A 13,266-nucleotide genomic window follows, 5' to 3' on the forward strand; every position below is an offset into this window, starting at 1 on the left:
CTTCAGCCGTTATTAATTGTCAGATGTTGGCGGTTCACAGTGAATAAACCAGTGGCCGCCAGCTCCCTTCCTTCCGTTTAGCATCGCGTCTTTTGTGCAGCGGCCGCTCAGGGTCATTTGATGGGGGGCAAGCCCCAAAATACTGGCTATTTCTTTGGCGCCAAAGCTGATATTGCCTTTGAAGTTATTAAACACCTCCTCTGCAATCAGGATCGGTGTGGAAAAGATGTCGGCATCTTCCAGTGAAGAACCTTGTGCTCTCAATCTTGGCTGCCGCGACAGATCCGCATCGGTATGAAAGGTAAAGATGTGGGTGTGAAGGGTTCCGTCTTGAACGGTGTGCAGCTCACCCCGGTAGGTCTGGTCTGGGATCAGTTCACCGTTTCTGCCGTCTGGTGATCCGTCGAGATCAGCAGGGTACCAGGCATGGATCTCACTACCGAGAATGGTCAACCTATTGGTGACCGGGATTGTGGTAACAGGGATGAGCTCCTGACCCTGTTCTCGATAGAGATTGAAGCCAGTCACGGTGATTTGCTTATTCCTGTCAGGGTGGATATGGACAGAAATGGCGGGACCAACTTGATTGAGGTGTCCATTGATCTGCGCCATCACGGAGGGTTCGATATTCTTACTTCTGGGCGAGACATGGGTTTGCCCGTTGTAGGGGTAAGTGAAGAAATCCGGAAGGGGCGCCCGGTACTTGTGTCGAGTTTCGATAAAAAAATCCTGACCCAACAGTATGTTTTCATGGTTGGCGCAGTAGCGAATAAGTTTGAGATTTTCTGGTAGAGAGGGATAGATAAGGTAATCCTGATTGCTCTCAGCCAAATCAGGGTTATGAATAATGGCATCGCACATTTTGCGACTCAGACCTTCGCCTACGTTATAAACATGATGCATGTAAAGTGAATCGTGCTGTGAAGATTGTTCACGCCAGCCACCGATCTCATCAAAAGAGTAAGAGAGCAGAACGTTCCGGTGATCCAGCGATTCATCAAGCAGCCCAGTCCAGGATAGATTGTCGCTGTCGGTAAATATTTCTTCCCTTGAGTAAAACTCCCTAAAAGTCATAACTTCGCCGACGGTTGTCGATGAGTAGTTGTAATACGCTGTTCTGTCTCCCAAATCATTGATGGCCGGGAGCGTTGGACTGTAGGGATATCCATCCGGCAGTTGTTCACTGTGGTGATCTATCGCCATTGTTTCTGTCGAGTGGATCGCATGAAATCGGGCGTGATGTTGTGCTGCCTGTTGTAACTGTTCGTTGTGTTCATACGGAGGCAGCCCGGCCTTGTCTCTGATGAAATTCAATCGGGTGATATCAGGAGGCTGGTTGATGCTGTTATGGTTGATAGTACCCTGGGCCCATGAAAACGCTGATGCCAGACAGAGCGTAAGGCACAGGCCGATACCGGTAGGGAATATGAAAGCTTTTGGATTGCTCATGCTCTAGCCCTTGCACTGGGAACCATCCTCAGAGTGCAGGGCTGGGAAATAGTTCATTCCCCAATCCTCAGCAGATTAGCGGCAGTGGTAGTAAAGGACTTCCTCGCCGTTCTCGTCGATGCTGCGGGTCCATAACACATCGCAACCTGTGTTGGAGGCTTCCGGACGTTTCATGGGCATGGCGTTATCTTCGTCGCTAATTTGTTCTTCTGTGCTTATCAGCTCCGGGTCGGGTTCTGTCTGAAACTCCAGAGTCTTCTGGTAATCAATCCCTTCGATGCGGTAGACCAGTTCAATGGTATAACGTTGTCCATATTCAAGCGGACCTTCGCTGGCAAGGTAGCCTGGATCATGCTCTGACGCCTGAACCGGATAATAAACGTAGTAATCGCTACCGTCGCCGGTTTTCATCTGTGGGGCGTTCCGGAGTTCCTTGATTTTTATTGGCACCGGCTCCTGCTGGGTCATCTTCCAGAGCCAGACCTTACGGATTTTCATATCCGGCCATTTGTCCTCGTTGATATGGATCGTTACCGCAGGTCCGGTCTGCTGTTCGCCAAGGGCGGAGGGAGCCATTGAGGATTTGATGGGAACATGGCTCTGACCATCGTAAGGGTATACGGAGAGATCAGGAAGTTCCTCAGCAAGGTGTTTTCTTATCTTCATCACATCATCCAGAGTCAGGAGTGCGCGAGTCCCCAGACACCATTGATCGAGCTCTGGGCGGAGACGCATCGGTGCGTAAGCATCTGCTTGCAGATTTTCGCAGACTTCCCTGACCAGAGATTGTCCAAACGACAGAATGCTAACGGCGATATTAGTGCCTTGAGTGCTGGTGTAGGCTTGATAACTCACACCGATTTCATCCAGATAAGGGTGAAGGGCAAAGTAGCGTTGGACATAACTCATATCGGTAAACATCCGGCGATGGGCATCCGGATCATCCAATGTCTCTACACGGGTTGGGTGATAGGACTCAAACACCCACAAAGAGGGATACCGGAAATGCAAAATCCGGTCATCGAGTTTAGGGAGCAGTCTGAAGTTTGGTTGAGGCTGGCCGGGCAGCGAGCGATCGATTTCCAGATTGGCCTTTGATACCGGCCAATCGACCTGATAGGCCTTCAGGTAGCGGGTATGGTGGCGGGCTATCCGGTTTAGCTGTTTATTTTCCCGCATTAAGGGCAGCTTCATACCTGCCCGGGCTTTATTGATCCATTGTGTCGGTCCGGAGGGGGGCTGCTCGGAAGGTGACAGCTCTGCCTGAGCATGGGAAGCCTGCAGGCTGAGGAGAAGCATCAGCAGGAAAAGAACCAGATTTAAAGATGTTTTGCGTGTTATGGCCATAACCGGTGCCGACAGTTGTAATGAATCTCCATTGGACTGGGCTGAGCAAGTCTTGTTCGGAGAGTGACTGACCGAACGGTTAGAGAGATGGCTGTGATTTGTGCTTTATTGAAAGAAGAGATCTGCAAAAGTGAGACTGTCAGGGATGGAATACATAGGTCAGACATTGCCGGATATTACCGTGTATGAATTTGCCGGAGGGGAGGACACCAGTATCGCTATTGGCCCGCTGGCCTGGCGGCTGCCGGATCTCGCGTTCAAGAAAAAGGTTTTGGTGATTGGTCTGCCCGGGGCGTTTACGTCCCTTTGTAATGGCACCCATATGCCCGGGTTTCTGGATCACTATCAGGATTTTCTGGATTTGGGTTTTGATGAGCTTTGGTGTATTGCCGTGAATGATGCCTTTGTGATGCATGCCTGGGGGCAGTCACTGGGTGTGAATGGTCGTGTTCGGATGCTCAGTGATGGCTCGGCGGAATTTGTAAGGGCGATGGATGTCACGCTGGATCTGACTGATAAGGGAATGGGCGTACGTTCAGACCGATTTGCCATGGTGCTGGAGAATGGCGTGATTACGTTTTTTGTCCGGGAGGAGCCCGGACTTCTGCAGATGAGCGATGCTGATACCATTCTTTCCCGATTGCAGAATCAAGAGTAAACAGCCCCTAATAGAACGGTATAACCGGTGCTGTGGCAGACTCGTCTGAACACGTGTGGTAAAGGACCTCTTCGCCGTCCTCATTAATGCTCTTGGTCCATAAAACGTCACAGCCAATCCTGGAATCCCCTTCCTGCCTGGGTGTTTTTGTGTCTTTATGTTGTTCATCCATAGCTACGCGACTCGGGGCGGTCTCTGTTTGAAAATGAATAGTTTTCAGATGGTCGGTGCCGGCAAGTCTATAGATCAGCTCAATCCTGTAGTGTTGTCCATATTCAAGGGGACCTTCGCTGGCAAGATAGCGTTGATCATGGTCCGATGTCTGAACGGGATAAAAGACGATGTAATCAGGGCCATATTCGGGGAGCAGTGGAAGAGGGGCTTGTGGTAGCTCCTTGATTTTTACTGGCACGGAGTCGTGTGGCGTTATTTTCAAAAGCCTGGCTTTTCGTACCTTCAGCTTGGGCCATTTGGCTGTGTTGACATGGATGGATATTGCCGGACCTGCTTGCCCTTCATGTAAAAAAGGAGGGGCTATCGGGGTGTCTACCGGGACATCTGTCTGGCCATCATAGGGATAGGTTGTAAGATCGGGGAGGTTCTTGGCGTGTTGCGTTATCTTTTGCTGAATGTCATTGATCGCTAGGTTGTCGCGGGTACCTATACACCATTGCTTTGAAGTCTTGGGCATGCGCATGGGCGCGCGGGCAGTGGATTGCAATTTTTCACAGAGTTCCCTTACGTGGGAGTGTCCAAAGGTCATGACATTCATTGCGACGATATCCCCTGCGCTGCTGGTATAGGACTGATAGCCATAACCTATTTCATTCAGGTAAGGGTGGAGGGCGAAATAGCGCTGAAGGGGATCCATATCGTAAAAAATTTGCTGTCCGATATCCGAGCCGTCCAGAGCCTCCCATTTTTCCAGATGGTAGGCTTCAAATACCCATAAGGCTGGATAGCGAAAATTCAAAACCCGGTCTTCCAGCGCAGGATAAATTTTAAAAGGAGAATGGGGCAGGCCATTGCCGTGATCCTGGGTTTCCATGTCGGGATACGAAATAGGCCAATTGATCTGGAAGGCCTTGAAGTAACTGGCATGGTGTCTTGCCATGCGAGCCAGCCTTTTATTTTCGGTCAACTTTGGCAGTCCCATATGTTCGCGAACATGATTGATCCATAGGATCGGCCCCGCATGTTGGTGCGTAGGATGCAGGAGCTCTCCATAGGCTCGATCAGTGATAAGGTTGAACGCTGTCAGCAGAACCAGGATGCAGACTGAAGACGTTTTGCTTGTTACCACCATTAACCGATACCAATGAGTGTGCCTGAATACGTGTTCGACAGGTGAGGGCAGGGCAGGTTCTGAAGTCGTCTGACAGGCCGGTTATAAGATAAGTTGAGAGCATCGGGAGTAGAGTGCTCTGCCAAAGACTGCTCTGCTGAAGGGTGGTGGCCCTGAGTGAGCAGATGTGAGGGGGTATCGCTTACATGGTTTTAAGGTTTGATTGCCTGCAAGTGTAAATCAATATGCTGGCTGACTTTGACCTGACAGACACCCTTTGAATTATCGGTAACTGTCAGGCCGGGTCTGAACTTCTACAAGGTTATAAGGTGTACAGATTACAAAGCTGACCCGAAGCTAGAAAATTGAAACGATCTTTATGAATTGGGCATTTTCTTTACCAAATCATTTCAATTTCAAAAAACTTAACCTCTTTACTTTCTGGATAATAGTCTGTCACGGTTTGGCTTCGGGCAAAACCGTTCTCTCACTCGATATTTGATTTATAAACAGGCTGAGACAGGGGACTGTTAACCAATGCCATTTCATTCGCATTCGGGCTGGGTTACCCACAAACAACAGCGCCCTTCTCTAGAAAGTATCAGGGATCGCCTGATGACTGAACTGCAGGTTCTGGGTTTTCATTCATTTACCTACAGTGGCATTCCCTATCGCATCATCAATGATATCCACGCCCCGAGCGACTGCCGCCTGTTCAAACTTAGCCATCTGAAAAAAAACACGTCCTATCTGGCCTCAACTGAGGATGAGTTTGCTCGACACCAGGCCTACCTGGGGAAAATGCGTACCAGTGATCTGCCATCAAGTATTCAACAAGGCTTCAGTCAGCCTTACATTATGGCTGCTGACAGTCGTGAACAGATGCAGGGACATCCAGACAGTAATTTTAACAGCGCAATTAACTGGCCTATTTCCAGTTTCTGTAATCCGGAATGGGGCATGATGTTCTTTCTGAAAAGCTGGCGTGATGCTGATGAGATGCGGGTCTGGTATCTGAATAATATGCAGTTACTGGGTAACTTGCTGTTCTCTTATCATCTGGAATTCATGTTACACCACAAGAATGCCTTTAATCCCTTTTTACAAATGGGCGTCTTCAAAATAAAAACGCTGGACGTTCTCCGCATGGCTGCTAACGGTGATTCGGGAAAGGTTATCAGTCAGGAGCTTTGTATGACGCCAGGCGGCGTTGATTACCATATAGAACAAATGCGTATCAAGCTGCAGGCAAAGAACCGAGTGCATTTGATAAAAATTGCCAACAGGTTGGAAATTATCTGAACCCATAATAAATAAAAATCATCGTCCTAAGTTGATGAGCCTGTGGTTGATGTTGACCTATATCAACCGCAGGCCAGTAAGAAAATTTACTATAGAATCCTATAGCAAACCGTTAAACACTCTTTTCTAGAATCACTCCGTTCTTGAACAATACATCTGGATTGTGCGATGAGTGATCTTAATAATCAGTCTGAAACCCCAGCATCACCTAGCGGTATTAACCGTCGTGGATTGCTGAAACTGGGCGCTTTTGGTGGTCTGGCGAGTGCTGCGACTGCGCTGGCTTCAACTGCTCCGGCCAAGGCTATGGCTACTGGCGCAGCTTCCACAGAAGAGAGCAATGCCCATCTGTTTACTGAGCATGATGACTTCCCTTATGTGGTTGCAAACGACTATGAACGTTATCATCAGGAACGTACGGCATTCAGTTACTTTCATAAAAACCAGCTATGGGTGTATCCGAACCCGGATATGACCAAACCAGGTTTCACCATGGAAGATATCGCTCTGTCGATTGGCGCCTGGGATCTGAATGATCGCCTAAACAGTTACTCCTCTAACAGCGGCTACGATCTCGGCCTGTACAACTGGAACAACCCGGTGGCTCCGGAAAAACACCAGTTTGCCTCCAAGGAACATGCTGCCAATGTCATCAAGCGGGCTGCCCGACATTATGGGGCCAGTCTGGTCGGTATTACCCATCAAGATGACCGTTGGGACTATGCTTCCTTTTTCGATGGTGTAAAGAATGAAACCAAGACTTGGGCCGACTTCCCGTTCAAACCAAAAACAGTTATCGCGCTGGCTATAGAGTCCGACTACGAAGGTATGGCCACCACTCCCTCACTGGTGGCTGACGCAGTAACCGCAGAAGGCTATGCCCGCATGTCTTATGTCGCTTATGCCCTGTCTTCTTTCCTGCGAAACCTGGGCTATAACGCTGTTGCTTCCGGTAACGATCTGGGCATGAGCGTACCTTATGCCATTGCTGCCGGTATTGGCGACTCCTCTCGTATGGGGCTGCTGGTCACCTATAACTATGGCCCGCGTGTACGTCTGATGAAGGTCTACACCGATCTGGAATTTGTTGAATACGACAAGCCAAAGACTTTCGGAGTAAGGGAATTTTGCGAACGCTGTAAACGCTGTGCCGATGCCTGCCCATCAAAGGCGATCTCCCAGGAAGACAAGATGTCGCTCTATCCTCACGAAGGTCACGATGCCAGCACCAATAACGTGGGCGTCGAGAAGTGGTGGACAGACTCCAAGAAGTGCCTGCAATACTGGAATGACAGTAACACCAACTGTGGTACTTGCATTACCGCCTGTCCATACAACAAACCGGACTTCTGGCAGCACCGCATGATCGAGAAGATGAATTCCCTGATGCCCGGGCCACTCCACACCTTTATGCGAGAGATGGATATCTGGTTCGGCTTTGGCGATACCTTCGATGAGAAAGCCGTGGCCCGCTTCTGGGATCCAAAAGGTCGTAAATACGACGGCCGCGGTTAATCAGCTATCAGGAGAAAGACAATGTTTCTAGGAATTTTTACCGGTATAGAAGTGCTGTTCTTTATGCTGGGTGTGCTAACGACTCTGACCTTTGTCGGTCTGGGCTGGCTCAAATTCACCCATAATGTCGGTGCCAAGCCGCTGGCGCCACTGGCTATCGGCCTGCTAATTATGATCGCAGCTATTGCCTGGTGTGTCAGCTCGGTTCTGGAAGGTGAACCACAAGCCGGCAGCATGGGTTTGATGGTCATCTTCCTGCCGGGACTGGTGATTGCTTCGCTGGGTGCTCGTCAGGTTTATAACGTCGCTCGTTAATTTCAATAAAGGCAGGCTGAATGTCACCCAGTCTGCCCCCTTTCTTCTTCTCAATTTTTTCCTTTTTCTGATTTCCACCAGTCAAAAGCATATCCTGTAAAAAAGGCAGCGACTGCTTAGCTGCCTGGTTGCTCCATAGCGCCAGCCGGATGGGTCGTTCAACACACTTTGAAATTACACTTCTCCAGCACCGCTGCTCACGCTCTGTGCGGTATCCCATACCCATTCAGTTTATTGTGATAAACGTGTATCTGCACAAGTAGCTATAGAGGCGAGATCGATTAAGTGGCTGAGTTTCTAAAAGACAGATAGCAATAATCCCGCCAACAGAAACCTGTCAGCGGGATTATTAAAAGTAAAAGTATTTAATAAACTTCGGACTTAGAACATCTTGATGGTGTAATCGAGAATAACCCGACCACCCTGGGTGTTGCTGTAACCACCGCCATCTTTGTTATAGGTTGCGTTCAGCCAGAGCCCCTGCAATGGACCATCAAAGACTTCATAGGTAAAGCCGACAACACCTTCCCAGGCATGATCTTCAGTCAGCGGCATCATGCCACCCATCGGCATCTCCATAACATCCGCATCCCAGCCATAGGCGGCCTGGGAAATCAAAGATACATCATCCAGACCAATTGACTTCAGTGAGTAAGCACCTCCCAGCATCACTGTTTTCATATTGGCCTGATTAAAGTCGTTCCAGATCATAGCGGTGTGATTCACTAACGTCAGAACACCATCGGTGAAAGAAATATCATACGGATCATCGCCCACTTGCGAATAACCGCCTTTCAGCATCAGGCTGTCACCGATTTGCCCCAGCAGGTTAATGGCAAACATATCGGCTTTATAGTCTTCGATACCGTAATATTTACCGCCTTCCTGTGTATGGTAAATAAATTGTCCCATGACAAAGTTATTACCTATAGGCAATCCCGCTTCCGCAGTGACCATGTATTTTTCAAGATAATCCTGCTGCTCGCCATAATGGACACTCAGGATTGGCATCTCGCCACTTTTGCCCAGAGTGATACCTGCCATATCCAGAGGGATTTCCTTGTACTCACTGGTGCCTGTAACCGGGTCGAAGTTGTATTCAGCACTCATCTTGTTCAGATTGCTGGATTCCTTCATACCAAATTTTTCAAAGCGGGATATATAACCACTGATCAGTTTGTAGTGACCATTCACCACCGCCCCTTCAAACACTTCCGGTACGGCAGAGTCCATATCGGAGCTGGCCATTGGCATATTCAGGGTCATACGACCAATACGGCCATCAATACCGGTGTCTTCGTTGCCAAAGCGGAACTTCAGGTTGGCCTGACCAATACGGCTGATACTGCTGAGATGGTTTTCTTCCCAAAGCTGAATGGTATCCGGGTTGCCGTCATTTGCCAGCGCTTTGGCACCATAGGCGGTGATATCAAAACCGATGGCGTCCCACAGCCAGCCAGACTGGAAATCGGCCCAGACTGCCAGACCAGAGTCGTGACGCTCTGCCGAAGAGTACATGGCTTTAGCGGTTGGCGGTGCACCTGCAGGCAGATTAACCGGGCTTCTGTAACTGTCACGATCATAAGCAACAAAACGCAGTTTTACATCAAGGCTGGCATCATCAATAAACGGACTGCCGGTATGAAAGCTTAATGCGCCAAGTTCCTTTTTTGCTTCAGGGATAAACGGGTTGGCTGTTGCGGATTGGGCGATAGTGCCGGCACTGATAGCCAGTGCGATCAATGTTTTTTGAAAGCGCATGACAAATAGCTCTGTCCTTATAGTGCTTACGGAATGGCATCTATCCATCCAGGATCCAATGCCAGTGTGTGCTTTAGATAGTGAATAATCGGCAGGTGTTCAGACCCTGAAGAGAAGGGCAGACATCAGATGTATTCAACAGCACACATTATTGAAAGGCGCACAATCAAAAAAACTGCTTAATTCTATAGTGATCTAATGACACTCTCTTTAAACCATTGCCACGTTGATATAGATCAGCTTAGAAATTTTATTAAGGAAGATATAAGTGAGGTTGGTGAGGGACTGTACTGTGAGGTAGGTAACAGTGATTTGGTCCCTGCTGTGAGTGATGACAATGTATCAGGGCTTGATTGCCTGCAGGTGCAGATCAATATGCTGGCTGACTTTGCGCTGGCGGGCCTCGTACTCTTCAAAGGCCAGTTGTGGAACAAGTTCGCCGGCGACTTCCAGCAGGTTGCTGATAATGGCATCCAGTTGTTGCTCATCAGCCCCTTCCGCCGTTAACCGGTAACTGAGTACCAACCGTTCACCCACCGTATCCCAGCCGATTACGCCGCCCCGGGTTTCCAGCGCATAATTATTTAACTGCATGGCCGCTTCCAGCCGTTTCTTACGCAGCTCGCCGGAGCCGGCAGGTAAGAGTTCAATCACCACAAACAGGTCTTCGCAGTAAGCCGGTGCTTCGAGGCTGACCGGAAACTGATCGTTAAACAGAAAGGCACAGACCCGCCCACTGCTGTCCATGGCCTCTTCGTCCAGTCCATTCTGACTCATCCATTTCTGCAGCAGTTCCAGTGGTTTCATACCGACCTCCTTTTTAACTGTGTCGGCGTGTTCGATAACGGGTAAAGACTGTTGAATCCGGATTGTGCGCCAAAGGTTTCAGCTCATAGCTGGAAGATATTTCCGGTGCGTGTCTGAGGCTGTAACCGGTATGGGTCTCTCGCAATGCGGAAAGCTTTCCTGCCAGCCATTGGCTGCCTGCTTTGATTTTGCTGCCCAGTGCCGAGAGGCCGCTGATATGCAGTAACGTCTTGCCGGTTTTTTTCAGCATCAGCCCCTTGAATTTCAGTTTGTCTTTGTAGAGCGTTTGTTGAAGAGCGTTGAGTGCTACGCCCTGTGGAGCCAGCTGCAGTTTTTTAATGGTATTGTCGGTTACGCCCAGTTCCCGAAGAAACGACACAGCGCTTTTAAGTTCTTCTCCCTGTGAGGTGCGCAGGCGCATCAGGAAGGCCCGTTCCGCCACACCAATATTGTCTTTAGCCAGACTTTGCAGGGGATGCCCCAGAGACATCAGCTCTGCCGCTTTCTCCCGGGCTTTGGCGAGCTTGCGGTTATGCAGGCCATCAAAGGCCATGGTGCCCACCGCGGTTGCTGTGCCCAGGGCGCCGGCGGTCACCAACGCTGCCGGTGTGCCTACGGCAGAGGCGGCCAGCATAATTGCGGCACCGGTGCTGACGGTATTCACGCCTGTCTGGATCAGGCCTTTGCGGGCCAGGATGGTACGTTCCTTTTTGATATGGCTGGACAGTGCCTGCAGCAACGCATCATCAGTCTTCTGTTGAGCACAGGTCAGATTATTCAGAGCCGCGACCTGAATACCGGTTTTGATACCGGATTGAATGGCGGCGATGGAGCCAGCGGCAACGGCGACGCCGGGAACCGCTTTTGCGGCGGCAGCGCTGGTATGTTCAGCTATCAACAGGGCGGTGCTGGAGATGCCCAGCCCACGGATAGCCAGATCCTTCAAATCATTCAGCCGGGACAGTGCCGTCTTTTTACGGGACTGGGTCAGGTCGGTTGTCTCCGAGCCGGTCAGTTCCTTCAGGCGCTGCTCATCTTCCCTTGAGCCCTGGAAGGTGCGGGTTTCCGGATCCCACTGTTTCAGCAGTTCCTGAGCCTCGCCCCGCTTTTTATGGGCACGAATATCCCGAAGCGCACGCCAGCCACCGGTAGCTGCATCCTTGAAGAAGCCCAGCCCTTCGGTAGCGATGCTGATCCCGGCCAGCGAGTGCAGACTTTTGATAAAGCCGGAACCTTTACTGACCGCGCTACCGAGAACATAAGGAACCTTGGCGGCGTAGAGCGCCAATGTATGCAGCACACCGCCGGCGGTGCGAATATGGCCTAGGGCGTTGGCGGTTTTATCCAGCTTGCTACTGCTGTTGGCAAAGTGAAAGGTATTGCTTCCGAAGGCAATATTATTGGCTAGTTTAAGGCCAGCCGAAGCGCTATCTCTGAGACTGTAGCCCTGCTTGCCATGGGGCGTGATTACACCGCTTGCGGTTGAACGGCTTTGGGATAGAGCCGGTGATCGCGAATGGTTGGGCTTGGTGGTGGAAATACGGTGCCCGGATAAGACACCGCGGGATAACGGGGCAGGGGGGCTCATCGTCTGCCCGTCCGGTCAGCCGGCCTGTTGCTGGGACTGCTCTCCCTGCAGGGCCTGCATGGCCATCACCATGGCATTCTGCATTGGGATCTTGCCTTCGGCGAGCTCTACGATCCTTGGGAACACCGAAGCAATAATATGCCGGGAGATCAGAATGCCTTCTTCCAGCAGACCGCCGATGCTGGCCGCGTCACCGCGCACCATCATACGCAGGGATAAAACCTCGCCAACGGTAATCACCGCTGCTGGAGCCAGCGCGGGACAAATCGCCGCAGCCAGGGTGGTGGCGTTATCGCTGCTTTTGATCTGCACCGAGGTCATGATGATGGCGGTAATATCATTGGCTTCTACTTCATAGCAGAACAGTTCGCTCTGCAGGTTTTCGGCGATATCAAACAGCCAGCTTTCCGACTCATCATCGGTATCCCGCTGTTCCGGGTTGAGCTTGTTGCTGGTCAGAAAGGTCTGTACAGCCTGTTTGGCAGTGATATTCATTCTTGCAGGGCTCCATAGAAGCTTTTGGCCAGCAGGTCCGCCATCTCCCGGGCATCGTTGGGAGCCGGGTTCATCTTGACCAGTGAATCAATGGTCTGCTGCATCAGCGGTACCAGAATCTGGGCAGCATTCACAAAGGCGATGGTGGCGGGCGGGTGATTCAATGGCATCACATGGCTCTGGCGCAGCACAATCTGGCTGGTACGCATATCCACCATCACTGTCATCGGGCTGAGCACCGCGGTGGCCTGTTGCATAAACGCGCTTAGTGAATTCAGTACCGGCTCCAGTGACGGGCCTTTAGGCAAAGTGATATCGACAACAATATTGACGTGCTTGTCACCCTGAATGCCGGGGGTGAGCAGGGCGGAGATAGAAGAGGTCTGATCGTTCAGTGTTTGAAAGCGGCTTTTCAGGGCTATGCCGAAGTCATGCTTGGAGGCGCCCACCTTTTCCATATCCATCGACAGCCACTCTTTTTTGACATTCCTGGCGACGGGTTTGAGCGTTTCCTGAATATTCACTGTGGTTCCTTCCTGTGGATCCGGGTTGCCGCGTCCGGCGGCCTGATCTGAGATGCACCCTGCATACGTCTTGTCAGCGTCTTGTAAGGGTATCGGTCGTTCGGGGCAATGTTTTTAATTATGGCTGAAATCCCCGGTACTGCATGGTGGCGCGGTATCGCTGTGATAAACGCGGTAACAGGGGGCTTACAAAGGGCGGGTTCCGGTTACCCGGCCATTA

12 protein-coding genes are annotated in these 13,266 nt (G+C 50.6%); 4 read left to right on the forward strand and 8 right to left on the reverse strand.

What is annotated here, in order from left to right:
* Positions 1 to 12: 12 nt before the first annotated feature.
* Both EHSB41UT_RS18015 and EHSB41UT_RS18020 read right to left on the reverse strand, forming a co-directional pair.
* Positions 13 to 1,449, reverse strand: coding sequence for a CAP domain-containing protein (locus EHSB41UT_RS18015; protein WP_087112250.1), 1,437 nt, complete (start codon positions 1,447 to 1,449; stop codon positions 13 to 15).
* 75 nt (positions 1,450 to 1,524) lie between these two features.
* The gene (locus EHSB41UT_RS18020) at positions 1,525 to 2,796 is read right to left on the reverse strand and encodes a hypothetical protein (protein ID WP_087112251.1); all 1,272 of its coding nucleotides are present in this window, start codon (positions 2,794 to 2,796) and stop codon (positions 1,525 to 1,527) included.
* Between the two features lie 145 nt (positions 2,797 to 2,941).
* On the opposite strand from EHSB41UT_RS18020, the gene EHSB41UT_RS18025 reads away from it, so the two are divergent.
* Positions 2,942 to 3,454 (forward strand): peroxiredoxin family protein, encoded by a 513-nt coding sequence (locus tag EHSB41UT_RS18025; RefSeq protein ID WP_087112252.1) that lies wholly within the window; start codon positions 2,942 to 2,944, stop codon positions 3,452 to 3,454.
* A gap of 7 nt (positions 3,455 to 3,461) precedes the next feature.
* Here the strand turns inward: EHSB41UT_RS18025 and EHSB41UT_RS18030 are convergent, their stop codons facing one another.
* Positions 3,462 to 4,568 carry a hypothetical protein gene (locus tag EHSB41UT_RS18030; protein ID WP_133060568.1) on the reverse strand — a complete coding sequence of 369 codons (1,107 nt, stop codon included), beginning with the start codon at positions 4,566 to 4,568 and terminating at the stop codon, positions 3,462 to 3,464.
* 786 nt (positions 4,569 to 5,354) lie between these two features.
* Between EHSB41UT_RS18030 and EHSB41UT_RS18035 the strand changes: the two genes are divergently transcribed.
* From EHSB41UT_RS18035 to EHSB41UT_RS18045, 3 genes are all read left to right on the forward strand, one after another.
* A complete protein-coding gene (locus EHSB41UT_RS18035; RefSeq protein ID WP_165767315.1) occupies positions 5,355 to 6,041 on the forward strand; it encodes a helix-turn-helix transcriptional regulator in 687 nt (228 codons plus the stop codon).
* A 168-nt stretch (positions 6,042 to 6,209) separates the two neighbouring features.
* Positions 6,210 to 7,556, forward strand: a complete 1,347-nt coding sequence (locus EHSB41UT_RS18040) for a reductive dehalogenase (protein ID WP_087112255.1) — start codon at positions 6,210 to 6,212, stop codon at positions 7,554 to 7,556.
* 21 nt (positions 7,557 to 7,577) lie between these two features.
* Complete coding sequence (locus tag EHSB41UT_RS18045) at positions 7,578 to 7,871, forward strand: hypothetical protein (RefSeq protein WP_087112256.1); 294 nt, start codon at positions 7,578 to 7,580, stop codon at positions 7,869 to 7,871.
* A 381-nt stretch (positions 7,872 to 8,252) separates the two neighbouring features.
* Here EHSB41UT_RS18045 and EHSB41UT_RS18050 read toward each other — a convergent pair whose 3' ends face one another.
* The 5 genes from EHSB41UT_RS18050 to EHSB41UT_RS18070 all read right to left on the reverse strand — a co-directional run bounded on the left by EHSB41UT_RS18050 (position 8,253) and on the right by EHSB41UT_RS18070 (position 13,046).
* Positions 8,253 to 9,632, reverse strand: coding sequence for an OprD family outer membrane porin (locus EHSB41UT_RS18050; RefSeq protein ID WP_165767316.1), 1,380 nt, complete (start codon positions 9,630 to 9,632; stop codon positions 8,253 to 8,255).
* 342 nt (positions 9,633 to 9,974) lie between these two features.
* Positions 9,975 to 10,439 (reverse strand): CesT family type III secretion system chaperone, encoded by a 465-nt coding sequence (locus EHSB41UT_RS18055; RefSeq protein WP_087112258.1) that lies wholly within the window; start codon positions 10,437 to 10,439, stop codon positions 9,975 to 9,977.
* Positions 10,440 to 10,452: 13 nt separating this feature from the next.
* Positions 10,453 to 12,027 (reverse strand): hypothetical protein, encoded by a 1,575-nt coding sequence (locus EHSB41UT_RS18060; protein ID WP_087112259.1) that lies wholly within the window; start codon positions 12,025 to 12,027, stop codon positions 10,453 to 10,455.
* Positions 12,028 to 12,042: 15 nt separating this feature from the next.
* Positions 12,043 to 12,522 (reverse strand): hypothetical protein, encoded by a 480-nt coding sequence (locus EHSB41UT_RS18065; protein ID WP_087112260.1) that lies wholly within the window; start codon positions 12,520 to 12,522, stop codon positions 12,043 to 12,045.
* Entirely contained in the window at positions 12,519 to 13,046 is a 528-nt protein-coding gene (locus EHSB41UT_RS18070) for a hypothetical protein (protein ID WP_087112261.1), read from the reverse strand. The genes EHSB41UT_RS18065 and EHSB41UT_RS18070 overlap by 4 nt, the downstream gene beginning before the upstream one ends.
* Positions 13,047 to 13,266: the final 220 nt, after the last annotated feature.

The organism is Parendozoicomonas haliclonae, from assembly GCF_900174585.1.
Taxonomy (GTDB): domain Bacteria; phylum Pseudomonadota; class Gammaproteobacteria; order Pseudomonadales; family Endozoicomonadaceae; genus Sansalvadorimonas; species Sansalvadorimonas haliclonae.